The following is a 25,266-nucleotide window of genomic DNA, read 5'->3' on the forward strand; positions in this document are numbered from 1 at the left end:
GTAATCCCCTTAATTCTTAATCTTTTGTGGACGTGGATAATTGTCTTTCACAAATTGTTTAGAGCGTTCTACGGCTAAACTATGATCATCCACATCACGAGTAATCGTCGATCCAGCACCAACTGTTGCACCATTACCAATTTTAACCGGCGCGACTAAAGAGCTGTTTGAACCTATAAAGGCTTGGTCACCAATGATCGTTTTAAACTTGTTGGCACCATCATAATTACATGTGATCGTACCCGCGCCGATATTTGAACCCTCACCCACTTCAGCATCACCTAAGTACGTAAAATGATTGGCTTTAGAGCCTAAACCAATGGTGGTGTTTTTCACTTCAACAAAGTTGCCAATGTGTACTTCATTTGCCAATTTAGCACCAGGGCGCAAACGTGCGAATGGTCCAATTTGAGTCTGCTCACCCACAATGGCTGAATCAAATACGCTATACGGTTGAACTTTCGTGCCTGCAGCAATTTTGGAGTTTTTAATTACACATCCTGCACCGATTTCGACATTGTCACCAAGTTCACATTCGCCCTCGATAATGACATTGATATCGATACGCACATCTTGACCAACCTTGAGTGAACCTCGGAGATCGAAACGACTCGGATCGATCAAATGTACACCTTGCTGCATCAGTAATTTCGCTTGGTAGTTTTGGTATTCTCTTTCCAATGCTGCCAATTGCACACGATCATTTACACCTTCAACTTCGAAAGCTAAAGCAGGTTCAACTGAAGCAATTTCGAGTCCATCGTTAATAGCCATTGCTACGATATCTGTTAAATAGTATTCGCCTTGCGCATTATTATTATTCAGACGTGGCAACCACTCGTGCAATTTGGCATTGCTTACTGCATAAATGCCAGTATTAATTTCTTGAATTAAACGTTGCGCTTCAGAAGCATCTTTATGTTCAACAATGGCTTGGATTTTACCATTTTCTCTCACGATACGACCGTAACCTGAAGCATCGTCTAGTGTAAGTGTGACTAAGCCAATACCTTTAGATTGTGTTGCTTCAAGTAATTTTTGTAATGTATCGGCTGTAATACAAGGCACATCGCCGGATAAAATTAAAGAAATACCATCTTTGGGTAATACAGGTAAGGTCATTTGAACAGCGTGACCTGTACCAAGTTGTTCAGCTTGTTCAACCCAGTCAATATTTTCTGTCGAAAATGCTTGTTTAACTAGAGCGCCGCCGTGACCGAAAATAGTAATAATATTTTCAGCTTGTATTTTTTTTGCGGTTTCAATGACATGCCCTAAGAGTGGACGTCCTGCTAAAGGTTGTAATACTTTTGGTAGTTTTGAACGCATTCGCGTCCCTTTACCTGCAGCAAGAATAACAACTGTGGTTGACATACAACATCCTTTCTTTGGAGCTTGGCTTAAGCCATATCAATATAGAGATAAATTATAATACAAAGTGCTGCCCACAGACCTGCGATCAGATCATCAAGCATAATGCCGAAACCACCGTCGACTTGACGATCAATGACGCGAATAGGCCAAGGTTTCCAAACATCAAAGAGACGGAAAAGTGCAAAACCAATAAAAAGCCATACCCAATTCATCAGGCCTAGATAGATTAAAGGGAGAAACGTGATCGATTGACCCGCAAATTCATCCCACACAATTCGTCCGTCATCATGGACGCGCATTATATCAGCGGCTCTTCCACAAATATATATCCCAATCAATGACATAACGATTATGGCAATCGTGCTATACAAAAAACCTATTGCCATGAAAGCAGGGATAAACAACAAGGCAAAAGCTGAACCAAAAGTACCAGGTGCTTTTGGCGCTAAACCAGAACCGAATCCAACGCCACAAAAAACAATGAAACGTTCAGACCAAGTCATCGTTTTAAAATTAATTGGTTGTTTTTGCAAAGTGCTGATATCCCTGTAATTCTAGTTCTTGTGGTTGTTGATAATGATAAAAATCTAATTGCTGTGTCTCTTTTACGACACCAATCACCGTGATCGGTGTATCGCAGTGTCGAGCTTTTAATTCATCCAAGGCAGGTGAAGGAATGGTAAAACACAATTCATAATCATCACCACCTGCTAAAGCCAATTGCCATTTTTGTTGATTGGGCAATGCTTGTAAGGCAGGACTAAGTGGAAGTTGATCTAAGTGTAGGTCGGCACCAACATGAGATGCTTTGAGAATATGTCCTAGATCTTGTGCTAAACCATCGGATACGTCAATCATACTATGCGCCAATCCTTTAAGCGCTTGACCGAGTTCACAACGTGGAGTGGGATAATCGAGACGTTTTTTTAAAGCATGATCGGGATATTTTAATCCGAATGCAGCATCACCGACAGTGCCGGATACACAGATTAAATCACCTGCTTGAGCACCAGAACGTGGCACGGCTTTTCCAATATCCACCCAGCCTAGAGCGGTAACTGATAATGTGAGATGTGGGCTTTGCGTTGTGTCGCCGCCAATTAAACTTACTCCAAATTGATCGCAACAATCATACAAACCCTGACTAAACCCTTTTAGCCAGTGATGATCAATTTGGGGTAGGCTCAATGCCAAGAGAATGCTTTGAGGTTTTGCACCCATGGCTGCAATGTCTGAAAGATTCACAGCTACAGATTTCCATCCAATCGCATGGGGATCTGTATCGATGGGGAAATGTCGACCAGCAACGAGGGTATCGGCACAAATGACCAATTGTTGCTGTGGAGGCGGGGTGAGCAGGGCTGAGTCATCACCGACACCTAGATCGACTGAAGAATAACTCGGTCGATTGAAATAGGTGTCAATAATAGAAAACTCAGCCATTTCAACAACAACTTATTTTGCTTGTTGCTTTTCTGCTTCACGTAGGCTTTGTGCCAAACGGTCTAATACACCATTGATGTATTTGTGACTATCTGCACCGCCGAAGTGTTTAGCCAATTCAATTGCTTCATCGAGAACGACGCGATATGGAATTTCAAGATGCTCTTTCAATTCATACGCGCCAAGACGCAAAGTAGCTAATTCAACGCCGTCCAGTGCCGAGATCTCACGATCTAGTACTGGAATTAATAACGCATCCAATGCTTCATGATTTGCAATCACTTGTGTGAGCAACTCGTGATAATAGCTGAGATCCACTTTATGCATGGCATTTTCAGCACGTGTACGTGCTTCAATTTCATGCACAGGGTTGTGGCTCATTTGCCATTCATAAATCCCTTGTACAGCAAAACGACGTGCTTTGCGTTTAGCTGCATAAGTAGCTTGGAGTGTCTGCGACATGCTTTAGATCGCCTTTAGCAAGTTAACCATTTCAATTGCAGTCAAGGCAGCTTCACCACCTTTATTACCTGCTTTTGTACCTGAACGCTCGATGGCTTGTTCAATGCTGTCTGTAGTCAATACGCCATTGATTACAGGTAAACCAGCTTCTAAACCAACAACACCAAGGCCTTTTGCACATTCACCAGCAACAAAGTCAAAGTGAGGAGTGCTACCGCGAATAACTGCACCAAGTGCAATTACAGCATCAAACTTACCAGAATTTGCGAGTTTTTTCGCCACAACCGGAAGTTCCCAAGCGCCTGGCGCGTGAACGACAGTGATATTATCGTCTTTAACACCATGTCGATGCAATGTATCAATTGCACCTTCTAATAAATGTTCAACAACAAAGCTGTTAAAACGACCAACTAGAATCGCGTAACGATCTTCGCTCGCGAGATGTAATAAACCTTCAATACGGCGAATCGCCATAGCAACCTCGATATTTAATAAGAGTTATGAATGAGAGCTCTGATCAGCTGTGATGTATTCGACCACTTCTAAATTAAAGCCAGACAATGCATTGAAGCGTAAAGGTGAGCTCAGGAGCTTCATTTTCTGTACGCCTAAATCACGTAAAATTTGTGCACCCACACCAATGGTTTGGTATTGCTGCGATAAGGCAGCATTTGACTTGGCTGGTTTTGGCGCAGTTAATGCTTCTAATGCTGGACCTAAATCAGACGGCTGACGTTGTCCAATCCATACCAAGACACCACGATCGCTTTGAGCAATTTCTTTTAAAGCACGATCTAAATTCCAAGCTGCTTCACCATCTTGCTTATTAAGCTTTAATAAGTCTCGCGCCGGATTGAAGCCATGAACGCGAACAGTCGTCACACCCTCTTCAGGTTGACCTTTAACCAATGCCAAATGAATATCAGGATTCCCGACTTCACGATAACGGTAAAGATCAAAAGTACCATACTCGGTATCGAGTTTTTGTTGATCCAAACGCTCTACCGTTTGTTCATTGGTCATACGGTAGTGAATAAGATCAGCAATTGTACCAATTTTTAGACCGTGCTTTTCAGCAAAAATTTCAAGGTCAGCACGACGGGCCATAGTCCCGTCTTCATTGATAATTTCACAAATCACAGAAGCTGGTTCAAGACCTGCAAGACGAGCTAAATCACAACCTGCTTCGGTATGACCTGCACGATGGAGCACACCACCTGGTTGTGCCATGAGTGGAAAAATATGGCCTGGCTGAACGATATCTGCTGGTTTTGCATGTGCCGCAACTGCTGTTTGAATCGTGTGCGCACGTTCTGCTGGAGAAATACCTGTAGAAATGCCATTTGCAGCTTCAATAGAAAGCGTGAAGTTTGTCCCGTGTTGAGCGCCATTCGCATCAACCATTAACGGTAAATTTAATTGTTTGCAGCGTTCACGACTTAACGTTAAGCAAACCAAGCCACGAGCATGCGTGATCATGAAATTAATGTCTTCAGGTCGTACGTGCGTTGCAGCAATAACGAGGTCGCCTTCATTTTCACGATCTTCATCATCCATCAGGATGACCATTTTTCCTGCACGGATATCTGCTACAAGTTCTTCTACAGTATTGAGCGACATCAACCTTCACCTTTTTGTTATGTCATTCTGACATTTGAATAAATTTGTTGCGCCATAGTCTAACGCTTTTTTAGTCAGTTTGCCTATGCTTATGACTGTACCATTCAATACAGTCCAACATACACCTTCATAGCACATTGAAAAGAGAGATAAAATTACCAAAAGAGCACTTTTGTATACAAACTAGACGCTTAGTCTAACTTTTCACGACTGTGAGCTTTTAAAAAGAAAAACCAGATTTAACTTAGCATCAAATCTGGTTTACTTATTAAAATTTAATCTAATTAAGAGCTGATTGTACGATCCGTCGAGGAGCTTTGGGCTTTGCCTTTCAAAATCTCAGTACGGATATTTTGTGCGAGTTCGGCACAGGCTTCGTTCATACCATTAATCATGAAAGCGTGACGTGTTAACACACTGGTTGGATTCGGCATCGGAACCAATTGGTAGCATTCACCAATATGCTTTAACTGATCGTGGGTCAAATATAGCGCCATTTCTTTCGCAATCAGGTGATGTGTGAGTCTTTCCGCCGCTTGTACTGAATCGAGTTGCATTGCCTCCACTGGTGCGGTTACAGCACAACGTGTTTGCAATACGAACCGTTTATCCTCACGGTAACGTTTATAGAGTACTTCTGACAATAATTGAAACACCGAACCAATCATTAAGATGCAAGCAATCGAGTTATTCTTGAGTGAAGAAATACTGATGACAGCGCCTTGTTGATCAAAACTACGATTCACAACGATATCATCAACATTCAAATGATAATGCGCTGTACACAGTTCGATGCTCTTATTTAAGAAAATTTGACATAAATTAAAATAAGGTAAAGAGACAGATTTGTTGACCGTATTAATTAATTGTTTCGGATCATAAAATTGGATATTCAGTGATAAAGCATCCTGATCTAACTGCAGAGTCGGTACTTTTGGCGTAATTGCAGCTTGTTCTTTATTTTGCTCTGGCGTATGAGGTTGTTTAGGCTGACTCTTTTCCAGTTCTAATGCTTCAGTGAGCAGCTTGATCTCATGACGTAAACGGGACTCATTATTTAATCTCGCAAGATATTCGCTACGCGTAGGGCGAGCAATGGCACGATAAGCCAACCATAATAAGCCATGAATAAAGAGTGACGAGAGGATCGCCAGCCATTGTGTTCTTAATATTTCACCGATACTTGGTTTAACCAATGTGATTTCCACACTGCCAATTTTCTTTTCATTTTGTAGTGCATCTCGAACGAAGATTTCACCCTGACGCGTCTTAGACAAGCCTGCAGTCGCGAGAACTTGATCTCCTGTGCCAAGAATACGTATATATGCAACACTTGGATTCGTTGCATAGCGGTTGGCTAATAATGCAAGAGATACAGTATTGGCAGGTTCAAGTTCAGTTAAGCTATCTGCGACCAGTTGAGTCGTCATTAGCAAACCTTGGCTTGCACGGTTTTCATTTAATTGATGTGTCGTTGCAATAACCAATAAAAAGGTATGCAAGGCAAAACTTACAATCAGCAGGCTAGCAAATAGCCCTTGTCTAGGCGCATTCAACGTAAACTTCCAAAGAAAATTAATTCAATTTCGATTATGATTCTTACAATATTCGTAGCTCAGACCCGAGTCAATTCATGCGAGAAATCATTCTTATTTCATTTTTAGGACCTGACCAACCGAATCAGTTTACTCGATTGATGCAGGTGTTGTCCGTACATTCTTTGCAAATTTTAGATGTAGGACAAGCAGTTATCCATAACCAATTGACTCTCGGCATCGTGGTTGCTTCCGAAGACCAGACAGCAACGGCTTTGGCCATGAAAGATATTCTGATTTTAGCACACGATATTGGTCTTACTGTGCGCTTTAAACCGATCGATTCAGAAGATTATGAGCAATGGGTGAAAGAGGGTGGACGTACACGATATATCGTGACGGCATTGGCACCTGAACTTACTGCAGCACATTTGCAAGCAGTGACTAATATTGTTTCAAGTCAAGGGTTTAATATTGAAACAGTCACTCGTTTGTCTGGTCGCCCAACGTTGAATCATTTTGAAAATGAACCAAAACGTGCTTGTGTGCAATTTGGTTTGAGCGGTCAGATGTTAGATGCTGCAACGATGCGAGCGGCATGTTTAAGTTTATCAAATGACCTTAGTGTCGATGTTGCAGTACAAGAAGACACGCCGTACCGTCGTAATCGTCGTTTAGTTTGCTTTGATATGGATTCAACGTTGATCGAACAAGAAGTGATTGATGAGCTTGCAATTGAAGCAGGTGTCGGTGCACAAGTCGCAGAAATTACTGAGCGTGCTATGCAAGGTGAGCTGGACTTTCAGAGCAGTTTCCGTGCGCGTGTGGCGCTACTGAAAGGTATGGATGCTTCTGTATTGCCTAATATTGCAGAACGTTTAACGATTACTGAAGGTGCAGAACGTCTTATTTCAACCCTGAAATCTTTGGGTTATCGTACGGCTATTTTATCTGGTGGCTTCCAATACTTCGCTGAATATTTACAAGCAAAACTTGGGATTGATGAAGTTCATGCCAATATCTTGGATGTTCAAGATGGGCAGGTCACTGGCGAAGTTAAAGGGCATATTGTGGATGGCGCTCGTAAAGCATTTTTATTAGGCCAAATTGCGGATGAAATGGGCATTTCACTTGAGCAAACGATTGCAGTAGGTGATGGTGCGAATGATTTGCCAATGCTCTCTATAGCGGGCTTGGGCGTTGCATTCCGTGCTAAACCATTGGTGCGTCAAAATGCAAATCAAGCCATCTCAAGTGTTGGTTTGGATGGTGTTCTGTACCTGTTAGGTGTACATGATAAAGATTTAAGTCGAGCTTAAAATCAAAAAAAGCTTATTAAAAAGGCGACCAAATGGTCGCTTTTTTTTATCTAAGTAAATCATTCTTAGACAAATTTTAATCAGTTAAGTTCAGACGAAAAAACAGATGATCATCATCGAAAAAAAGATGTTTTGACAAAAAATTACGAGGTATTTTTTTGTAATGACACGCCAAGTTTGACTGATTCTGACTCTATGAAAAATGTCTAATCTTAAAAAATGTAATGACAAAAGAATGTTGCGACAATATGTGTCGCTTACAAAAGCATCAGGTCTTTTTTTCTGAAAAAAACTCACCATAATGCTTTCATAGACGCCAACAAGACCATTGAAGAAAGTGAAGCGTTATTTAATTTGTTGTGAAACACCATTAGGCAGTATTTGAAACATCTAAATTTTGACGGAGATTTTTATGGTCACTTTAACTTTTGCAACGATACTCGGATTTGCTCTGATCGCTGTAGCATTGGCGGCCGTATTCTTTTCACCTTATCGTCATTGGCTAGGGTTTATGTTGGCGGGTATGGTCTTCTGGGGTTTACTTGAAGGTATTCGTTATAGTGTTCAACACGTCTTTGACATGTCCTTGGCATATAGTTATTTAACAGCGATTAGCTTAGCCATGGTGGCTTTAACGGCTTTCTTACTTCGCGAAGATAGTCGTGCGCAAAAGGCTTTAGAAAATCGTCGTTATATTGAACATACTCCTGTATATGAGGACGATTAAATCCTGCGCATGACAGATGAGATGTAGACCAAAACTGCGTAGTAACAATTTTATATTTAAAGGTGTATCAAAATGATATACCTTTTTTTTGCCTATACGTTTTGTTAAACAAAGCTGCATTTCCTTACTTATAAGATATGCTAGGATGAATCAATTATTTTTGATATTAAAAAAACGGACTTAAATTGTCATGAAACTATCTTCAATACCTGTTGTGAAATTACCTATCGTTGATGCAAGCACAGATCCACTAGACCTTTTGGTGTTAGGTTTGGCATTGCGTATGAAACAATTGTCACGTACGAGTCCAAAATTTATTGAGTTAATTCATGATCGTCAGTTCCGTATTCAAATTGGTACAGATCTAGGTGTTGCACGTCAGATTTTAGTCAACAATGGTCAGATTGATTCTGTTTCAGGTGATGCAGAGAAAGCAGATTTCGTACTTCAGTTTGCTGATAGCGAGCAAGGTGTTAAAACCCTGATGAAAGGTGATCCAACTGCATTCATGACGGGTATGCAAAATGGCAGTATTAAAATGGAAGGTGATTTCAGCTTATTGGTATGGTTTAACCAAGTTGCTAAATTAATTCCACCAAAAATTCCTAAACCTGTAAAAGAAAAAATACAATTTGCTCGTCAATTTATTAAAGAAAAGACAGGTAAGTAATACATCACCTACATACGGACTTTTCTCGTTTTGATTCTAGAAATGAGTATTTAAATGCAAGAGAAAAAGCCCTCATCAGAGGGCTTTTCTAGTCATTCAACTTCAAGATTGAAGGTTACCGGACCATCATTGATGAGATGCACTTTCATATCCGCTGCAAAGATTCCTGTTTGTACATGTTCAAACTGAGATTTTGCGTATTCAACTAACTGTTCATACAGTTCTTTTGCTTCGAGAGGTGGCATTGCAGGGCCGAAGTCAGGACGCAAACCTTTTTGGGTTTGTGCCATCAGGGTAAATTGCGAGACTAATAATAACCCGCCTCCGGCTTGGCTAAGATTCCAACCCATTTTTCCTTGGTCATCATCAAAAAAACGGTATTTTAAAATCTTATCGATGAGCTTCTTACCTTTTTCAAAGTTATCTTCTTTGCCAATACCAATAAAAACTAAAATCCCTTTTTCGATTTGACCAGTAATCTTACCATCCACAACGACTTTCGCTTCAAGGACGCGTTGGAGTAAAGCACGCATAATTCAACCAAGTTTGATGTTTTTTAATTCAAATGAATTGTATCAAATTGGAAAAAAGAAAAGGGATAAAGTCGTCATCTATCCTCATAAGTTATTGATAAAAAAATAATTAATCTGAGTATATACCTTTGATCTAATAAAGCGATTGAAATGATAAAAATTAACCTTTTTACCAATTTTATTAAAGAAGGTAATTTACGCCTGCAGGAAAGGTAAATTTGAGAGAGAAAACGATGTTTAAGCGTTCAATGTTGGTTGCAATGCTTGCAACTGCGACAGCAGCATCAGCTGCACCATTAACAAAAGATAACGGCGCACCAGTGGGTGATAACCAAAATTCAATCACTGCAGGTCCAAATGGTTCTGTATTATTACAAGATGTACAGTTGATTCAAAAACTTCAACGTTTCGGTCGTGAGCGTATCCCTGAGCGTGTTGTACACGCACGTGGTACGGGAGCTTATGGTGAATTCGTTGCAACTAAAGATTTATCAGATCTTACTATTGCTTCACTTTTCAAAGCAGGTACGAAAACTCCAGTATTCTTACGCTTCTCTACAGTAATTCATGGTAAGCATTCTCCAGAAACTTTACGTGACCCACATGGCTTCGCAATTAAGTTTTATACTCAAGAAGGTAACTGGGATTTAGTAGGTAACCAAACGCCTGTATTCTTCATTCGTGATGCGATTAAGTTCCCAGACTTCATCCACGCAATGAAACCAAGCCCAATTGACAACGTTCAAGACGCTAATCGCGTATTTGACTTCTTGTCTAGCCAGCCATGGGCAACAAATATGTTGACTTATGTATATGGTAACCAAGGTGTTCCTACGAGCTACCGTGAACAAGACGGTTTCGGTGTACATGCATTCAAATTGTACAACGACAAAGGCGAATATAAATACGTTAAATTTAACTTCCGTTCTAAGCAAGGTGTTAAAGGTCTAAACGTTAAAGAAGCTGCTGAATTACAAGGTAAAGACTTCAACCACTTAACGAATGATCTTTATAAGAACATCAACGCGGGTAACTTCCCGAAATGGGATCTTTATATCCAAGTGTTAGATCCTAAAGATTTAAACAGCTTTGATTTTGATCCATTAGATCCAACTAAAATCTGGCCTACAGATTTAGTTCCAGAAACTAAAGTAGGTACGTTAACGCTTAACCGTATGCCTAAAAACTTCTTCCAAGAAACGGAACAAGTGGCAATGGCTCCGGGTAACTTAGTACCAGGTATCGAGCCATCAGAAGACCGTCTGTTACAAGGTCGTATATTCTCTTACTCTGATACACAAATGTACCGTTTGGGTGCAAATCACCAGCAAATTCCAGTAAACCGTCCATTGGTAAATGTGAACAACAATAACCAAGACGGTTATATGAATGTTGGTGCAACTTCATCTAATGTGAACTATGAACCAAGCCGTATGGAGCCAAAACCATCGACTCCTAAAGCACGTGCTGTTGAAACTCCACTTTCTGGCACAGTTCAGCAACGTGGTGTGAAAGAGCAAAACTTTAAGCAAGCGGGTGATTTATACCGTTCATACTCTGCTAAAGAGAAATCTGACCTCATTATGAACTTAGCAGCTGATCTTGGTAACGTAAAAGATTCAGAAACTAAACACATCATGTTGTCTTATTTCTATAAAGCAGATGCGGATTACGGCACACGTATGACTAAAGCTGTAAACGGTAACTTAGCGACTGTTAAAGCGAAAGCGGCAGCTTTAAAAGACTAATCAAGATTAGTCCTTGAATTGGTGATTAGGGTCTAAGGTGTCACCTCAAAAAAGTCCTGTAAAACTCAATTCCTTTCCTGCAACCCTAGGGGAGTTTTACAGGCATTCGTTATCGAATTTAAACTCAGGTGAGGGAAGAATGAAAAATATTTTATATAGTTTATTAATCGCTTTACTGAGTTTAAGTTCAGTAATGCTTCACGCTCAAACGACGTCTGTCAGTAGCTCACAACAATCAGATCAGAAAGAAGTGATTGACTTATTTTTTGCAGCAGCGAAAACAGGAAACAAAGAAGTTATTCATGAATTTTTGAAACATGGTTTTCCAGTCAATATTAAAAACCATGCTGGTTTTACACCATTAATGATGGCGACCTACTATGGTCATCAAGATATTGTAACGACTCTATTGGAAAACGGCGCAGACCGCTGTGCTCGTGATAATAAGGGTAATACAGCTTTGATGGGTGCTATCTTTAAGCTTGAATGGTCGATTGCCAAACAATTACGCCAGGTCGATTGTGATGCTCAAGCGAAACAGACAGGACACAAGACCACAGAAGAATTCGCAAAAGTTATTGGGCAAGATAAAGCATTGAAAGCTTTGACTGAGTCATATAGTCAAGACAATGCAAAAAAATAATCAGTTTAAGTTTTAGTAATTAGTCGAATAATCTTCGACAATTACTAAAACGAGCTATGAATCGCAACAAAATGTGCTTTAATGCAATAAGTTGCTAAAAACTGAAAAATAATATGTCTGCCATTATTCAATCCTTACTTGATACTGACTTGTATAAATTCACGATGTTACAAGTGGTATTACATCAATTTCCTCAAACGGATAGTGTCTATCAATTTCGTTGTCGTAACCTTGAAGATACAGCCTATCCACTCGTGGATATATTAGAGGAACTGAACGAACAGTTAGATTTACTGTGTCAGCTCAAATTTAAAGAAGATGAATTACAATATTTAAGAAGTTTACGCTTTATTAAAAGTGATTTTGTAGACTATTTAGAATTATTCCAACTTAAGCGCCGCTTTATTAAAGCCAGTATCGATGATCAAGGTCGTTTAGATATTCGTATCGAAGGACCTATGGTTCAAGCAATGATGTTTGAAATTTTCGTGCTTGCAATCGTCAATGAACTCTATTTTCGTCGTATTCGCGATGAGCAGGTATTGGCAGAAGGAGAGCGCCGTCTTAAAGCTAAAATTGAATTGTTGAAACACTATGAAAGTAGTCAACAACCGAATGATCCACCATTTCTTGTTTCCGATTTTGGAACACGCCGTCGCTATAGTTTTGACTGGCAGAAACATGTGGTGGAAGAGTTTAATAAGGCTGCACCACATATTTTTCGTGGCACAAGTAATGTTTTATTGGCAAAGCAGTTGGGTATTACACCCATTGGTACGATGGCGCATGAATTTTTACAAGCTTTCCAAGCACTTGATGTTCGCTTACGTGATTTCCAAAAAGCTGCACTTGAAACTTGGGTGCAGGAATATCGCGGAGATTTAGGCATTGCACTGACAGATGTTGTTGGTATGGATGCATTCCTAAGAGACTTTGATTTGTATTTTGCCAAATTGTTTGATGGTCTACGACATGACAGTGGTGATCCATATGAGTGGGGCGATAAAGCCTACGCACATTATAAAAAATTAAAAATTGACAGCAAAACTAAAATGCTCACTTTCAGTGATGGTCTAAACTTAGAGAAGGCATGGGATTTGCATCAATATTTTAAAGATCGTTTCCAAGTCAGTTTCGGGATTGGTACTAACCTCACCAATGATATGGGGCAAACTGCTTTGAATATTGTTTTAAAGTTAGTCGAATGCAATGGTCAATCGGTAGCTAAACTCTCTGATAGTCCAGGAAAAACGATGACTGATAATGATACCTTCCTCGCATATTTGCGTCAGGTATTTGATGTTGAGTCTCCTTAATCATAATTTCCCTTTTCTGATTTTTTGCTAATACCATGCAAAAAATCAGAATAATTTTGAAAAAGTCTTGTGCTAAGATTTGAACAAGGCCAATAGAACTATTCAATAAATATGACCACTAACGCTTTTGATTTCGGTCTGCTCATTGAAGCAGAACAACTTGTTCCTCATTTAGGAAGTGAAAAGTTACGTATTGTTGATTTGACCCGAAGTTCGGTCTATGAGCAATTACATATTCCGCATGCTATACATCTGAAGCCAAAATTTTTAGTGCGCCAAGAGGAACAAGCTACGGGTTTATTGCCTGATGATGAAGGGCTTCAGCAGCTAGTCCAGATATTAAACATATCACCTGAGCATCATGTCGTGGTCTATGATGATGAAGGTGGGGCATGGGCTGGTAGACTGATCTGGAATCTACACTGTATGGGTTTTTATAACACCAGTTTATTAAATGGTGGTATTCATGCATGGTTAGGCGCCAACTATCCTACGTCTTCAGAAGTTGAAGAGGTTCAGCCAATCACATGTCTTTTTGAAGTGGAGACATCCAATGTTGATCAACACCGTATTGATTATTCAAATTTAATAAAAAAAATTGAAAATAAAACTTGCCAAGTATGGGACTGCCGGACGGCTGAAGAGTATACCGGGCAACGTCTCGCAGCACGTCGTGGTGGACATATTCCAACGGCTAGACATTTTGAGTGGAGTACTGCACTTAATCGTCAAAATCATTTAAAATTGCACCCCTTAGAACGCACGCAACAACGTTTAGAACAATTGGGGTTTCAATTTGATCAGCCAGTCGTCGTATATTGTCAGTCTCATCACCGTTCAGGTTTAGCTTACATTATTGGTCGATTACTGGGTTGGGATATCCAAGCTTATGATGGTGCGTGGAGCGAGTGGGGCAACCGCCTCGACAGTCCAATCATTACTGGAGAGTCACCTGAGTGAGTCTGACAAATTTAAAAAAGAAACTATTTATTCAAGCGCAGCAAATCGTCCCGCAACAAAAACTCAGCCGTTTGGTGGGTAAAGTCGCAGCTAGTGAAAACCCAGTATTAAAGAATGTTGTCATTCAAGCATTTAAAGCAAAATATGGCATTGATATGTCAATTGCTGAGCAACAAAATGCCTTGAAATTTAAATCCTTTAATGAGTTTTTCACTCGCTCTTTGAAAACAGGCGTTCGTTCAATTGATCCTAATCCTAAAAGTGTCGTGTCACCTGCAGACGGTGCAATTTCACAATTGGGTAAAATCAATGAGGGCGATATTTTTCAGGCAAAAGGTCAAAGCTTTTCAGTTGAAAAGTTAATTGGTGATCCTCAATTGGCAGCACCATTCAAAAATGGTGAATTTGCAACAGTGTACTTATCACCGCGTGATTATCATCGTGTGCATATGCCTTATTCTGGTACATTGACTGAAACTTTATATATTCCAGGTGAATTATTTTCAGTCAACCAAACTACAGCTGAAAATATTCCGGGTTTGTTTGCACGTAATGAACGAATGGTATGTTTATTTGATACTGATATTGGTCGTATGGCTGTTGTTTTAGTTGGCGCAATGATTGTTGCTGGAATTGAAACTGTTGCGACAGGTAAAGTAAAACCAACAGGTCGCTTAGAGCTGAACCATCATGCGATGAAACTTGAAAAAGGTGATGAGCTCGGACGTTTTTATTTGGGTTCAACGGCTGTAGTTTTGTTTGAGAAAGATAAAATGCAATGGGACCAAGCATTTAAGGCGAACTCAACTGTAGTAATGGGTGAAGCGTTGGGTCATCTTATTTGAGTATATCTTTTGAATAAGAAAAGCGCCTAAGGCGCTTTTTTTATTCGTGCATTTTATACAAGCGTTCTTTGGGAAACACGGCAATAAATGTAGAGCCTTCGTTTTCTTTCGACTCGATTTCAATATGTGCGCCATGTTGCATAAGTACGTGCTTAACGATGGCAAGGCCTAAACCAGTACCACCTGTTTGACGACTGCGTGCACTATCCACACGATAAAAACGCTCAGTTAAACGCGGTAAGTGTTTTGGATCAATTCCAATACCAGTATCCTGAACAGAAAAATAGCCACGTTCTCCATCATCATGCCAGCCGATGGTGATGGTGCCACCTTTCGGGGTGTACTTTATGGCATTGGTAATTAAGTTGCTAAATGCACTCGCCAATTCCATATCTGAACCAATTAAGTCACAGTGGCTGTCTATATCAAGGTTAAGTGTATGACCATAATCAATATTGTAAGCTTGCGCATCATCAAACAGATGGTTCATTAAACTTGGCATTTCGATAATTTGATTTTTCGCAATTTGTTTTTCATTTTCTAAACGAGACAAAAGCAAAAGATCATTGACCAATGCATTCATGCGTTTAGTTTGCGATTGCATTTGTTCAAAGGCACGTTTCCAACGCGGATTGATATCTTCTTGATCTGTGAATGTTTCGATATACCCACTTAACACTGTGAGTGGTGTTCTTAATTCATGTGAAATATTGTCAACAAAATCTGAACGCATTTGCTCGAGATTTTTCATACGCGTAATGTCGTGCGCAACTAAGAGGCGACTTTCATTGCCAAAGCGAGTCAGTTTGATTTGCGCGTACTTATTATCATGGTTCACCAATTTAATTTTTACACCATCTGGTGCTTGATGGGTATTATGAAAATATTCAATAAAATCTGGCTGGCGAATAATCGTGAGCAGGTTGCGGCCACGATCAACAGCTTGAATGCCAAATAACTTTTCCGCAGCAGGATTCCACCATTCGATTTGATGGGAATCATCCGTAAGAATAATCGCTTCTGATAAAGCCACGAGAGAAGATTGAGTTCGATCGATCAGTCCAACCATTTCAGACTGAACAATACGTTCTTGGCGTTGAGCCCGATATACATTGAACAGTAATGCCCCCCAGATTCCATTTAAATTTGGTGGTACATCGTAAGGACGATTCGAAATCCAATCATTGACTAAATATAATGAGCGTAATTGGATACCAAAAAATATGAGACAGGCAATGCCTAAGCATATCCAAAGATAGCCAATCCCTAACCCGATACAGCCCGCAATAATCAGTAGAAATACCAGTAAACGTAAGTCTTGCTTGGCAAAAGTCCATAAACTGCTATATAGAAACTTTTGATGTTCACGTGCCAATTCTGGGACGGGGTAGGGTTCGTACATAAAATCTAAATTAACCTAAAGCAACATCAGCTCGTGTTGAAAAACGATAGCCAGTACCACGCACAGTTTGAACATAACGGTCTGCACCATAAGGTTCGAGCACCTTACGTAAGCGACGGATATGGACGTCGATGGTTCTGTCTTCAATATACACATTTCCACCCCATACCTGATCAAGTAATTGAGCACGGGTATAGGCACGTTCTGGATGAGTCATAAAGAATGCCAATAGACGATATTCTGTTGGCCCCATATCAAGAATATTTTGATTATAGCTGACACGTTGGCTTACTGGGTCAAGAATTAAGCCATTTGCATCAATGGTTTTTTCGCCATTTAACGCATTTGCACGTCTTAACACCGCTTTAATACGGGATACCAACTCACGTGTTGAAAATGGTTTTGTCATATAGTCATCTGCTCCAGCATCAAGACCTTGAACTTTATGGTCTTCTTCGCCACGCGCAGTCAACATAATGACTGGAATTTCTGAAAGTGTTTCATCACGCTTAAGGCGACGACACAAATCTACGCCACTCACGCCACCCGGTAACATCCAGTCGAGTAGGATAAGCGCTGGACGTTGATCAACAATCATTTGATGTGCTTGTTTCGCATCTTCTGCTTCCAAGCATTGAAAGCCTGCCATATCTAAAGAAGTATGGATCATTTCCCGAATTGGGAGCTCGTCGTCGACAATTAAAATGTAGTCATCTTTCACAACGCAATATCCTATGATGAACGGTGAACCGTTTTATATTTATGACAGGCTTATTACAAAGATTAATTATGACAGTATCATTGCAAGATGGAAATCGAAGTTAAATATAGCAATGTTTTGTGACAATTAGGCTGATATTTTGTCTCATTGATATTTATTAATCTGAAATTAAATCAATATCTTAAATTTACTTACGATTTGTCACAATTTCTTCATCTTAATTTGATGCTACTTTTTCATTAGATCATTCAATAGGGCGAGAAAAACGGTTTTACATGCCTGAACGACCTCAGCACGTGGAAGTTTAAAACCACCTACTACCCAGCGAACAGCAACTTGAGTGACATAGCCATTTAGACCAGTTGCAATCAAGGAGATCTCTTTTTCAGTGAGATGGGTATGTGGCATCATTAATGTGACAAAGGCATGAATCATTCGGTCGAAACGGCCCATTGTTTCTTGAATGGTTGCATGATTATGAAGTTCTTGGACGAGCATTGCATCAATATAAATAATCCGAGCGGTACGCGGATCATCTTCTAAAAAACTAAAGAACGCATTTAGACCTCCATCAATCATGTTTAGAGGCTCAGGAGAGGCTTTCATAATAGCTTGCATTAATGTTTGTTGAAGCTTCTCAATCAGTTCTAAAAAGATCGTTTGGAATAAGTTTTCACTTTTCTTAAAAGATTCATAAAAGTAACGTTCAGTTAATTTCGCTTGTGTACAAATATCTTTAACGGTTACTGAGAAAAAACCATGAGTTCCATATGCTTCAATACCCGCTTCAATAAGTTTCTCACGGCGTGCTTGTTTGCGTTCAGTTAAGGACATCCCTTTAAATTGACGCTCTTTTGCGGGAGGCTTTTCAATCGCTTGCTCGTGTTCTGATGGAGTGAGGTTCTCTGGGTTCATAGCAATTCGAGTCTTTTTATAAAAGTGTTATGCTGCGGTCAGTATAGAGTACTGATCAGCTAAAGATACTAAATTGGCCTATAGTAACAATAAAAATGGTCGATAGTTACATTGACAATAATAATTGTCAAAATTATAGTGAACATGAATGACCCAGATCAACGCTGTGGTGCATAAAAATCAAAAAAAGGATTCACAATGAAAAATTTTAAAAACAAAGTGGCTGCAATCACAGGTGCAGGTTCTGGTATTGGTCAACAACTTGCAGTGTTACTGGCTAAGCAAGGTTGTCATTTGTCCTTAAGTGACGTAAATGAAAAGGGCTTAGCAGAAACAGTTGAACTGACGAAGAATGCAAATGTACGAGTCACAACCAAGAAAGTAGATGTTGCGAATCGTGACGAAGTTAAAGCATGGGCGGCTGAAACTGTACAGAATCATGGTTCAGTGAACATGATTTTCAACAATGCTGGGGTGGCATTGGGTTCGACCGTTGAAGGCGCAACATACGAAGAGTTGGAATGGATTGTTAACATTAACTTCTGGGGTGTCGTGTACGGCACCAAAGAATTCTTACCATATATTAAGAAAACAGGTGATGGACACATTATCAACATTTCAAGTCTATTCGGTTTAACTGCGCAACCAACTCAGTCTGCTTATAATGCAACTAAATTTGCTGTACGTGGTTTCACTGAATCTCTTCGTCAAGAGCTAGATATTGAAAATGTGGGTGTGAGCGCGCTTTGCGTACATCCAGGCGGCATTCGTACCAATATTGCGAAAGCTGCAAAAATGAATGACAGTTTAAAATCTTTGGGCATGAATCCACAGAAATCTGCACAGACATTTGATAAATTATTACGTTGTCCACCTGAAGAAGCAGCGCGTCAAATTCTAGAAGCAGTGCAAAAAGATCGCCGTCGTTTACTGATTGGTAACGATGCGAAAGTGATTGATTTAATGCAACGTGTGATGCCAACGGGCTATCAAAAAGTGACTGCATTTGCGACTAAAATGAGTAAACGTTTCGATTCTAAATAATCGTTAAAAAAACCCGCGTCATGCGGGTTTTTTATTTTCTTGATTTTAATTTAAATCAGTACTTGAACAGTTTTCTTTTTCCAAACAAATTGATAATACAAACCTTGCATCACACATAAGCAAACGAAAGCCAAAGCATAAGCGTACCAGATTCCCGCCAGCCCCCACCATGCGCTAAATAGATAAGCTGCTGGGAGTTCAATACAGAGTATGGCTACAATATTGATGATCATTGGCATAGTCACAGTGCCACTTGCACGCATAATTGAGGCGAAAATAGCACTCGCGCCAAAAAATAAAATTGACCACAGCACAATAAACAATAATTGTTGCCCGAGTATCACAACTTTATCATCTGTAATAAATAATGCCATGAGATATTTTGAGAACAAATAAGCCAAGATTACGAGCCCGCCTGTAAAGACAAAATTCATGCCCAGTGCTGTTTTAGTTACACGTGATAAAGAATCCGCTTTACCTGCACCAATCGCTTGAGCCCCAAAAATAGAAGCGGCAATTGCGATAGACAGAGCAGGGAATTGGATATAGTTCAAAACCTGATTGACTGCGCCATAAGCAGCTGTTGCTTCTGAACCATAGCGATTGACCAAGCCGACAATGACTAAACCTGCCACAGAAGTCGTGACCATTTGAATTCCAGTAGGAACGCCAAGCCTGAGAATAATCTTGCTTAGTTCAGGATTGTGGCGTACATGTTTACACATTGCTAAATCTGGACGTAATGGATGATTTTTTTTATTTAAATAAACGTACAGAAAAATAAGCACGGCCAGATAACCCACAATCGTAGCGATGGCGGGTGCAATGATACCCAATTGAGGAAATCCAAAATATCCAGCGATGAGAACAGGAGTAATAAAGAGCCCGATTAGACTGGTCATTCCCAAAGCGATGAGAGGTGTAATGCTATCACCGACACCACGTAAGATAGAGGTATAAATAATATAGATAAAGAGGAGTGGGCTACCTGCTAACATCCATTGAACATAAGGCAAAGATAAATGCATGACACTTGGGTCTGTGCCCAAGGCCTCAAGAATGTGGCGTGCAGATAGAACACCTAAAATGGCAATAATCGTCCCGCCGATCAATGTCATAAAAATAGTAGAGCCGACAACTGCTCGAACTTTTTCTAAATTTTGTGCTCCCCACGCTTGACCAACCAATACCGTCGAGCCAGCCGAAAGCCCAATTACAAAAGCCAAGAGACAGAACAAAATAGGGAAGAAGACTGAAACAGCAGCAATTGCTTGGACGCCCATCATTTGCCCGACGAAGATCGTATTAATTGTGCCTGATAAATTTTGCAGGATATTGGTTGCAATCAGCGGAACTAAAAAAACTAAAAAAACTTTCCAGAAACCAGGTTCATCAATCGGCCGTAAGGTTCTCGCCATATATAAGTCTTATCCATTATTGTTTTCTATATCAACGGATTGACCTTAGCACCTTATCATTCAAATTGCTTTAGTAATAAAGTAATCCGTTGCATCTCTTTTCGTTATTGTGATTAAACCTTCGTTAAAATTTCTCCTGCAAGATGCAAGGTTTCTTTTTGTTTTGCAAAACAGACTCGAATGAGCTTCAGATCTTGAGGTGGCTGTTGATAAAACACTGATATAGGAATCGCTACCAGTTTGTGTTGTTCTGCAAGATATTGGCACATTTCTATATCTGTGAGCTCAGGTCTTAGTGTACGGAAATCTAAGTTTTGAAAATAAGTTCCTGGTGACGGCAGATATTGAAATTTTGAATGCTGAATTCCATGGATGAATAAGTCACGTTTAGCTTGATAAAAATTGGGGAGATCTAAAATATGTTCAGGATGTTGTTCGATGAATTGATTAAGCGCGACTTGAATCGGATGGACACCACAGAAATTGGCAAATTGATAAATTTGACGAAATACTTTCATCAGTGCCTGAGGTGCAACGCAATATCCAGTTTTCCAACCAGTAACATGAAACGTTTTTCCGAATGAACCAATCACAAAACTACGATCTCGAAGTTCAGGAAAACTAAGCGCAGAATAATGTTGTTGACCATCAAATACTAAATGTTCATAGACCTCGTCAGAAAGTACACAAATGTTTTTATCCTGAATCAACTCGATCAGTTGTTGCCAATCTTGCTTGGACCAAATTGCACCTGAGGGATTATGTGGTGTATTTACAATGATTAATCGCGTTCGTTCATTTATTCGATCTTTCACCACATTCCAGTCAACATGGAAGTCTGGATGTACCAAGTTGATATGGATCGCTTGCGCCCCAGCGAGTTTCACTGCAGGTGCATAACTATCATAAGCAGGATCGAAAATAATTACTTCATCTCCAGCATTTACAACAGCTTGAATCGCACACAAAATTGCAGTCGTTGCACCAGGTGTAATGGTGATTTCGCTGATCGGGTCTAAATCGACTTGGTCTCGTTGGCAGAATTGGGCTGCAATTTTTTGTCTTAAACTCAGCAGACCGTCACCAGGTGGATATTGGTTATAGCCTTGTTGTGTGGCTTGAGCTAAAGCTGCAATTAATTCAGGAGGAGGTGGAAAATCAGGAAAACCTTGAGAAAGATTTAATGCGTTCAACTTTTGGGCGAGTGCTGACATCACGCTAAAAATAGTGACACCTAAGTCTGGTAATTTAGATTCAATTTTAATCATGCTGGATAGTAATATTTAGCCCGTTTCTTCGTAGTTTAGCAGTTGAAATGCCTGCACTAAATACAAATATCTGCGACATATTCGTTTTAATTTTCATAAGATTCTAATGATCTTCAATTAAGTTTAAAACCTTAGATGATCTATGTGATCTCATGTTAAAAATGATTGATCTGACTTTGCTTCATTTCATTTTTTAACCAATTTAAAAAAATAATCTTCCGAGGATCTTCAATAAATCTAGTATGGGACAGTAGATAATAGGCAGAACCATCCTGAAGAATTGGTGTTATTTTATTTACAGACTTGAGCTCTAATTCTTTTTCAATCATGTAGATAGAAATGATCGTCTTTCCTAAGCCAGCCAAGCAGCCTTCTAAACATAAGTAAAAATGCTCTAATTCTATTTTGGAATGTTTCTTCAAAATATCTTTGAGTTCATCCAATTGGTGTAATTTTTTTGAAAAATAAGGGCGTGATTTAGAAATTAACAATTCTTTGGTTTTAGGGTGGTGAGATGCTTGGACTGCCACAATATATTCATCGCCAATTTTCTCACTAAACAGATGCGATCCCCATTCAAAATCATTTCTTCGTATTGCGATATCGATATTATCTTTTTCAAAGTCGACTATACCACCACCTGTGAGCAAAACCACTTCAAAATCATGTCCAAGTTTTTTAAATTCAACAAGTCGTGGAATTAACCACTTCATCGAAATGGTTGGTTCACAGGACAGTACCAATTGTTTGTTTTCATTTTTATTTTGAGTTAGTCCAATTAAACAATCATCCAATTGATTGAAAATATTCTGAGCGCAATGAAAAAGAGTTTCTCCTTCTTTGGTGAGTATCAAGGTTTTATTGCGTCGTTCAAATAATGTGATATTTAATATTTCTTCGAGATTGTAAATTTGCTTACTGACGGCACTTTGCGTAACAAATAATTTCTTTGCTGCAATCGTGACACTGCTGTATTTAGCGACAAAATAAAAAAACTTCAGTGAATTCAAAGATATTTTTTCTATCATTCCAAAAACTCATATATTTTTAGTCGATTTTATTGATTTTATTTTTTTAACTTTTGTTCAAAATTAAGATTACCAAAAGCAAAACAAAGCTAATACAATGGAAAATATATTAAAATTCAGTCCATTTAACAAGCAGCATCTCGATGAATACACATATTCAAAAGAGATAATCAAAAAGGGTTATGCGTTTATTGATTTAAATACATTCCAAGAAATACAGAAAAATAATAATTTTCACGATGTTAATGAGCAAGATGTCAGTGATTTTATAGACAGTTGGAACGCTCTAGATTTAGATCAATTTATGTCGGATAAAGGTAAATATCGAACAAGAAAACATGCAACTTTTACTATTAATGATAAGCATAAAATTTTACTGAAAAATTCTTATATTCCTCATTTTCAGACGATTGAATACAACACTTTGAATCGTGGAATTGCGAGATATTTTTCAGAGATTGATAAAAATACAATTGAAAATCCAATTTTTAGAAATTTACTACAATTCGCATATCTCACCTTTTCAGAAATTGAAACTGAAAATTGGTTTATCGAAGCGCATCAATTTCGCATTGAAGCAAAATTTAACGATAGTGGTAAGCCAACCCCTGAGGGGATACATCGCGATGGGGTGGATTTCGTTTTAATGGCCATGATCAACCGTCAAAATGTTCAGGGTGGAATGACCCGAATTTATGACTTAAATAAGAATTTGAAAGCAGAATTTATGCTTGAAAATTTTTTAGATATCGCACTTGTGGATGATCATCAGGTCTATCACAGCGTAACGGAAATCAAAGTCAATGATTTTACGTTGGGTGATATTGGATTAAGAGATGTATTAGTGATCACGTTTAAAAAGGCATAATGAATGGGTGAGTTTATAGCAGTTATTCTCATCACCATACTCGCTGTTGTGAGTCCTGGTGCTGATTTCGCTATCGTGACAAAAAACAGTTACTTATATGGTAGAAGGATAGGTGTTCTCACTTCACTGGGAATTTCTTTAGGTGTGTTGATTCATGTGACTTATACGCTCATTGCTGTCGCATTTGTCATGGCGTATACACCTCAAATTCTAAATATTGTGAAGTATATTGGAGCCATCTATCTCATCTATATCGGTTATAAAACTTTTGTACAAAGTCCGGTTGTCGAGACGTCATCAACTGCTGCAATTAATCCTTTTCAAGCAGTGAAATATGGCTTTTTCACCAATGCACTTAATCCTAAAACGACTTTATTTGTGATTAGTACATACACTCAAATCATCAGTGTGAGTACGCCGAAAGCGATTCTAGTCGGTTATGGGCTATTTATGTCTTTTGCTCATTTTTTATGGTTTGGATTGGTGGCTTTGCTTTTTTCATCGATTGTTTTAAGACAGAAAATGTTAGCTAAGCAAGTACAGATTAACAGAGTGATTGGAACTGTATTATGTCTGCTAGGGATAGCACTTCTGTTTGCTAAATTTCAATAATAGGGTAGCAATATGAAAAAGATGGCTTTTATCGATATGGAAGGTGTTCTTGTCCCTGAAATATGGAAACACTTTTCAAATGTATACAATATCCCAGAGTTGGCGATTACAACTCGAGAAGTCGCAGACTATAAGTCTCTGATGGAATTTAGAATTAATTTACTGAAAGAAAATAAAATTCCTTTAAAACAATTAATCGATGACATTAAAGAACTGGATGTCATTCCAGATGCTAAGGAGTTTTTAGAATATTTGCAAAAGGCTGAAAATTTTGAAGTTAACATTATTTCAGATTGCTTTTATGAGTTTTTATTTCCCTTTTTTGAAAAATTAAATCTTCCTGTTAAAAATACATATTGTCATCACTTAGAAATTGGACCAGATGGATTTATAGAAAATGTTCTGTATACACGAGATAAAGGGAAACATGAAATTATTGTAAAGTTCCAAAAAGAAAACGTTTCAATGACCAATAGTATTGCGATCGGTGATGCATTCAATGATTTTTCGATGTTGCATTTAGTTGATTATGGTTTTTTATTTCAACCCTCAGAAGACGTGAGAAAGAACTCCCCAGCTTATTTTTGTAAAGTAGACTCTTATCAAGATATTATTTCACATTTAAATCGTAAAAAAAATTATGTAACCTTATAATATTATTATGGTTTATATAAGATGAAGCAGATAGGAATGACTCTAGTGATAGCTTAGTTCTTTAAATGGATTAAGAATAATAAATACAGCCCATTCATGCAGAAATGGGCTTTTTGATGACGTCAATTCATAATGAATTCA

26 protein-coding genes are annotated in these 25,266 nt (G+C 38.9%); 12 read left to right on the plus strand and 14 right to left on the minus strand.

Annotated elements, in window-relative coordinates; all coding sequences use genetic code 11:
* Positions 1-9: 9 nt before the first annotated feature.
* From glmU to AC1M9F_RS04205, 7 genes are all read right to left on the minus strand, one after another.
* Positions 10-1,374 (minus strand): bifunctional UDP-N-acetylglucosamine diphosphorylase/glucosamine-1-phosphate N-acetyltransferase GlmU, encoded by a 1,365-nt coding sequence (gene glmU, locus AC1M9F_RS04175; RefSeq protein WP_035264841.1) that lies wholly within the window; start codon positions 1,372-1,374, stop codon positions 10-12.
* A 26-nt stretch (positions 1,375-1,400) separates the two neighbouring features.
* The gene (locus AC1M9F_RS04180; protein ID WP_081403227.1) at positions 1,401-1,877 is read right to left on the minus strand and encodes a phosphatidylglycerophosphatase A family protein; all 477 of its coding nucleotides are present in this window, start codon (positions 1,875-1,877) and stop codon (positions 1,401-1,403) included.
* Between the two features lie 10 nt (positions 1,878-1,887).
* On the minus strand, positions 1,888-2,817 hold the full coding sequence (gene thiL / locus AC1M9F_RS04185; protein WP_481597147.1) for a thiamine-phosphate kinase: 930 nt from the start codon (positions 2,815-2,817) through the stop codon (positions 1,888-1,890).
* A 12-nt stretch (positions 2,818-2,829) separates the two neighbouring features.
* Positions 2,830-3,279 (minus strand): transcription antitermination factor NusB, encoded by a 450-nt coding sequence (gene nusB / locus AC1M9F_RS04190; RefSeq protein ID WP_035264834.1) that lies wholly within the window; start codon positions 3,277-3,279, stop codon positions 2,830-2,832.
* Positions 3,280-3,282: 3 nt separating this feature from the next.
* Positions 3,283-3,753, minus strand: coding sequence for a 6,7-dimethyl-8-ribityllumazine synthase (gene ribH, locus AC1M9F_RS04195; RefSeq protein WP_035264832.1), 471 nt, complete (start codon positions 3,751-3,753; stop codon positions 3,283-3,285).
* A gap of 24 nt (positions 3,754-3,777) precedes the next feature.
* Entirely contained in the window at positions 3,778-4,899 is a 1,122-nt protein-coding gene (gene ribBA / locus AC1M9F_RS04200; RefSeq protein ID WP_035264829.1) for a bifunctional 3,4-dihydroxy-2-butanone-4-phosphate synthase/GTP cyclohydrolase II, read from the minus strand.
* A 284-nt stretch (positions 4,900-5,183) separates the two neighbouring features.
* Positions 5,184-6,455, minus strand: coding sequence for a hypothetical protein (locus AC1M9F_RS04205; protein WP_092766563.1), 1,272 nt, complete (start codon positions 6,453-6,455; stop codon positions 5,184-5,186).
* Between the two features lie 77 nt (positions 6,456-6,532).
* On the opposite strand from AC1M9F_RS04205, the gene serB reads away from it, so the two are divergent.
* The 3 genes from serB (at position 6,533) to AC1M9F_RS04220 (ending at position 9,150) form a co-directional block, all read left to right on the plus strand.
* Positions 6,533-7,753, plus strand: coding sequence for a phosphoserine phosphatase SerB (gene serB / locus AC1M9F_RS04210; RefSeq protein WP_481597148.1), 1,221 nt, complete (start codon positions 6,533-6,535; stop codon positions 7,751-7,753).
* Between the two features lie 412 nt (positions 7,754-8,165).
* The gene (gene aciT, locus AC1M9F_RS04215; protein WP_035264816.1) at positions 8,166-8,480 is read left to right on the plus strand and encodes a ciprofloxacin tolerance protein AciT; all 315 of its coding nucleotides are present in this window, start codon (positions 8,166-8,168) and stop codon (positions 8,478-8,480) included.
* A 190-nt stretch (positions 8,481-8,670) separates the two neighbouring features.
* Complete coding sequence (locus tag AC1M9F_RS04220; RefSeq protein ID WP_092766561.1) at positions 8,671-9,150, plus strand: SCP-2 sterol transfer family protein; 480 nt, start codon at positions 8,671-8,673, stop codon at positions 9,148-9,150.
* Between the two features lie 92 nt (positions 9,151-9,242).
* Here AC1M9F_RS04220 and dtd read toward each other — a convergent pair whose 3' ends face one another.
* Positions 9,243-9,683, minus strand: a complete 441-nt coding sequence (gene dtd, locus AC1M9F_RS04225) for a D-aminoacyl-tRNA deacylase (RefSeq protein WP_481597149.1) — start codon at positions 9,681-9,683, stop codon at positions 9,243-9,245.
* Between the two features lie 233 nt (positions 9,684-9,916).
* Here dtd and AC1M9F_RS04230 point away from each other — a divergent pair, with 233 nt between their 5' ends.
* The 5 genes from AC1M9F_RS04230 (at position 9,917) to asd (ending at position 15,195) form a co-directional block, all read left to right on the plus strand.
* Positions 9,917-11,431, plus strand: a complete 1,515-nt coding sequence (locus AC1M9F_RS04230; RefSeq protein WP_481595702.1) for a catalase — start codon at positions 9,917-9,919, stop codon at positions 11,429-11,431.
* 139 nt (positions 11,432-11,570) lie between these two features.
* Positions 11,571-12,074 (plus strand): ankyrin repeat domain-containing protein, encoded by a 504-nt coding sequence (locus tag AC1M9F_RS04235; protein ID WP_481597150.1) that lies wholly within the window; start codon positions 11,571-11,573, stop codon positions 12,072-12,074.
* Positions 12,075-12,187: 113 nt separating this feature from the next.
* Positions 12,188-13,390 carry a nicotinate phosphoribosyltransferase gene (gene pncB / locus AC1M9F_RS04240; protein WP_035264803.1) on the plus strand — a complete coding sequence of 401 codons (1,203 nt, stop codon included), beginning with the start codon at positions 12,188-12,190 and terminating at the stop codon, positions 13,388-13,390.
* 111 nt (positions 13,391-13,501) lie between these two features.
* The gene (locus tag AC1M9F_RS04245) at positions 13,502-14,350 is read left to right on the plus strand and encodes a sulfurtransferase (RefSeq protein WP_035264802.1); all 849 of its coding nucleotides are present in this window, start codon (positions 13,502-13,504) and stop codon (positions 14,348-14,350) included.
* On the plus strand, positions 14,347-15,195 hold the full coding sequence (gene asd / locus AC1M9F_RS04250) for an archaetidylserine decarboxylase (RefSeq protein WP_035264801.1): 849 nt from the start codon (positions 14,347-14,349) through the stop codon (positions 15,193-15,195). The genes AC1M9F_RS04245 and asd overlap by 4 nt, the downstream gene beginning before the upstream one ends.
* 40 nt (positions 15,196-15,235) lie before the next feature.
* On the opposite strand, the gene phoR is transcribed toward asd, so the two are convergent.
* From phoR to AC1M9F_RS04265, 3 genes are all read right to left on the minus strand, one after another.
* Positions 15,236-16,597: a phosphate regulon sensor histidine kinase PhoR gene (gene phoR / locus AC1M9F_RS04255; RefSeq protein WP_035264800.1), complete on the minus strand. Its 1,362-nt coding sequence runs from the start codon at positions 16,595-16,597 to the stop codon at positions 15,236-15,238.
* Positions 16,598-16,607: 10 nt separating this feature from the next.
* Entirely contained in the window at positions 16,608-17,318 is a 711-nt protein-coding gene (gene phoB / locus AC1M9F_RS04260) for a phosphate regulon transcriptional regulator PhoB (RefSeq protein ID WP_035264799.1), read from the minus strand.
* A 228-nt stretch (positions 17,319-17,546) separates the two neighbouring features.
* On the minus strand, positions 17,547-18,233 hold the full coding sequence (locus AC1M9F_RS04265; RefSeq protein WP_481597151.1) for a TetR/AcrR family transcriptional regulator: 687 nt from the start codon (positions 18,231-18,233) through the stop codon (positions 17,547-17,549).
* Between the two features lie 198 nt (positions 18,234-18,431).
* On the opposite strand from AC1M9F_RS04265, the gene AC1M9F_RS04270 reads away from it, so the two are divergent.
* The gene (locus tag AC1M9F_RS04270) at positions 18,432-19,277 is read left to right on the plus strand and encodes an SDR family NAD(P)-dependent oxidoreductase (protein ID WP_035264797.1); all 846 of its coding nucleotides are present in this window, start codon (positions 18,432-18,434) and stop codon (positions 19,275-19,277) included.
* A 50-nt stretch (positions 19,278-19,327) separates the two neighbouring features.
* Here AC1M9F_RS04270 and AC1M9F_RS04275 read toward each other — a convergent pair whose 3' ends face one another.
* From AC1M9F_RS04275 to AC1M9F_RS04285, 3 genes are all read right to left on the minus strand, one after another.
* Positions 19,328-20,695, minus strand: coding sequence for an MATE family efflux transporter (locus AC1M9F_RS04275; RefSeq protein WP_035264795.1), 1,368 nt, complete (start codon positions 20,693-20,695; stop codon positions 19,328-19,330).
* 113 nt (positions 20,696-20,808) lie between these two features.
* Complete coding sequence (locus tag AC1M9F_RS04280; protein WP_481597152.1) at positions 20,809-21,963, minus strand: methionine aminotransferase; 1,155 nt, start codon at positions 21,961-21,963, stop codon at positions 20,809-20,811.
* A 155-nt stretch (positions 21,964-22,118) separates the two neighbouring features.
* Entirely contained in the window at positions 22,119-22,991 is an 873-nt protein-coding gene (locus AC1M9F_RS04285) for a LysR family transcriptional regulator (protein WP_481597153.1), read from the minus strand.
* 97 nt (positions 22,992-23,088) lie between these two features.
* Here AC1M9F_RS04285 and AC1M9F_RS04290 point away from each other — a divergent pair, with 97 nt between their 5' ends.
* From AC1M9F_RS04290 to thrH, 3 genes are read left to right on the plus strand one after another with little or no spacing between them, the layout of a single operon-like run.
* Positions 23,089-23,859 carry a 2OG-Fe dioxygenase family protein gene (locus tag AC1M9F_RS04290; RefSeq protein ID WP_481597154.1) on the plus strand — a complete coding sequence of 257 codons (771 nt, stop codon included), beginning with the start codon at positions 23,089-23,091 and terminating at the stop codon, positions 23,857-23,859.
* A 3-nt stretch (positions 23,860-23,862) separates the two neighbouring features.
* A complete protein-coding gene (locus tag AC1M9F_RS04295) occupies positions 23,863-24,471 on the plus strand; it encodes a LysE family translocator (RefSeq protein WP_035264787.1) in 609 nt (202 codons plus the stop codon).
* Positions 24,472-24,483: 12 nt separating this feature from the next.
* Entirely contained in the window at positions 24,484-25,125 is a 642-nt protein-coding gene (thrH, locus tag AC1M9F_RS04300; protein ID WP_481597155.1) for a bifunctional phosphoserine phosphatase/homoserine phosphotransferase ThrH, read from the plus strand.
* Positions 25,126-25,266 lie beyond the last annotated feature (141 nt).

Source organism: Acinetobacter sp. ANC_7504, assembly GCF_056779995.1.

Excerpts from the sequence above, each read along its gene's own strand:
- glmU (WP_035264841.1), bottom strand. The coding sequence starts at position 1,374 with ATGTCAACCACAGTTGTTATTCTTGCTGCAGGTAAAGGGACGCGAATG.
- AC1M9F_RS04180 (WP_081403227.1), bottom strand. The coding sequence starts at position 1,877 with ATGACTTGGTCTGAACGTTTCATTGTTTTTTGTGGCGTTGGATTCGGT.
- thiL (WP_481597147.1), bottom strand. The coding sequence starts at position 2,817 with ATGGCTGAGTTTTCTATTATTGACACCTATTTCAATCGACCGAGTTAT.
- nusB (WP_035264834.1), bottom strand. The coding sequence starts at position 3,279 with ATGTCGCAGACACTCCAAGCTACTTATGCAGCTAAACGCAAAGCACGT.
- ribH (WP_035264832.1), bottom strand. The coding sequence starts at position 3,753 with ATGGCGATTCGCCGTATTGAAGGTTTATTACATCTCGCGAGCGAAGAT.
- ribBA (WP_035264829.1), bottom strand. The coding sequence starts at position 4,899 with ATGTCGCTCAATACTGTAGAAGAACTTGTAGCAGATATCCGTGCAGGA.
- serB (WP_481597148.1), top strand. The coding sequence starts at position 6,533 with ATGCGAGAAATCATTCTTATTTCATTTTTAGGACCTGACCAACCGAAT.
- aciT (WP_035264816.1), top strand. The coding sequence starts at position 8,166 with ATGGTCACTTTAACTTTTGCAACGATACTCGGATTTGCTCTGATCGCT.
- AC1M9F_RS04220 (WP_092766561.1), top strand. The coding sequence starts at position 8,671 with ATGAAACTATCTTCAATACCTGTTGTGAAATTACCTATCGTTGATGCA.
- dtd (WP_481597149.1), bottom strand. The coding sequence starts at position 9,683 with ATGCGTGCTTTACTCCAACGCGTCCTTGAAGCGAAAGTCGTTGTGGAT.
- AC1M9F_RS04230 (WP_481595702.1), top strand. The coding sequence starts at position 9,917 with ATGTTTAAGCGTTCAATGTTGGTTGCAATGCTTGCAACTGCGACAGCA.
- AC1M9F_RS04235 (WP_481597150.1), top strand. The coding sequence starts at position 11,571 with ATGAAAAATATTTTATATAGTTTATTAATCGCTTTACTGAGTTTAAGT.
- pncB (WP_035264803.1), top strand. The coding sequence starts at position 12,188 with ATGTCTGCCATTATTCAATCCTTACTTGATACTGACTTGTATAAATTC.
- AC1M9F_RS04245 (WP_035264802.1), top strand. The coding sequence starts at position 13,502 with ATGACCACTAACGCTTTTGATTTCGGTCTGCTCATTGAAGCAGAACAA.
- phoR (WP_035264800.1), bottom strand. The coding sequence starts at position 16,597 with ATGTACGAACCCTACCCCGTCCCAGAATTGGCACGTGAACATCAAAAG.
- AC1M9F_RS04265 (WP_481597151.1), bottom strand. The coding sequence starts at position 18,233 with ATGAACCCAGAGAACCTCACTCCATCAGAACACGAGCAAGCGATTGAA.
- AC1M9F_RS04270 (WP_035264797.1), top strand. The coding sequence starts at position 18,432 with ATGAAAAATTTTAAAAACAAAGTGGCTGCAATCACAGGTGCAGGTTCT.
- AC1M9F_RS04275 (WP_035264795.1), bottom strand. The coding sequence starts at position 20,695 with ATGGCGAGAACCTTACGGCCGATTGATGAACCTGGTTTCTGGAAAGTT.
- AC1M9F_RS04280 (WP_481597152.1), bottom strand. The coding sequence starts at position 21,963 with ATGATTAAAATTGAATCTAAATTACCAGACTTAGGTGTCACTATTTTT.
- AC1M9F_RS04285 (WP_481597153.1), bottom strand. The coding sequence starts at position 22,991 with ATGATAGAAAAAATATCTTTGAATTCACTGAAGTTTTTTTATTTTGTC.
- AC1M9F_RS04290 (WP_481597154.1), top strand. The coding sequence starts at position 23,089 with ATGGAAAATATATTAAAATTCAGTCCATTTAACAAGCAGCATCTCGAT.
- AC1M9F_RS04295 (WP_035264787.1), top strand. The coding sequence starts at position 23,863 with ATGGGTGAGTTTATAGCAGTTATTCTCATCACCATACTCGCTGTTGTG.
- thrH (WP_481597155.1), top strand. The coding sequence starts at position 24,484 with ATGAAAAAGATGGCTTTTATCGATATGGAAGGTGTTCTTGTCCCTGAA.